At 46.6% G+C, this 431-nt stretch carries 1 pseudogene; it reads left to right on the top strand.

From position 1 onward, the window contains the following. Positions 1 to 6: 6 nt before the first annotated feature. A pseudogene (locus tag A3761_RS00980) lies at positions 7 to 381 on the top strand (DUF480 domain-containing protein); the annotation flags it as partial. Positions 382 to 431 lie beyond the last annotated feature (50 nt).

Raw genomic sequence — 431 nt, forward strand, 5'->3', positions numbered from 1 at the left:
TCATAAATGAGTGAACATGATTCTTCTTCCATCTTGTCATTAGTCGAAGCTCGTATTTTGGGGGCCTTGATGGAGAAACAGCTAACCACACCCGATGTCTATCCTTTAACGCTCAATAGCCTGGTGACAGCCTGCAATCAGAAAACTAGCCGTGAACCGGTGATGGATCTTTCTGAAGGTGATGTTCAACAGAGCCTTTATGACTTACAGAAGCGGGCCTTGGTAAAATTTGAGTACGGTTCAAGAGCGGATAAATATGACCAGCGTCTGACGCGTGAATATCATATGAATGACGCAGAGCACGCTATCTTTTGCATGCTCTTGCTGCGAGGCCCGCAGACGGTGAATGAGCTTCTCACCCGAACCCGCAGAATGTATGAGTTTTCTGATTGCAGGCTGTCACCAGGCTATTGAGCGTTAAAGGATAGACA

The organism is Oleiphilus sp. HI0123, assembly GCF_001635315.1.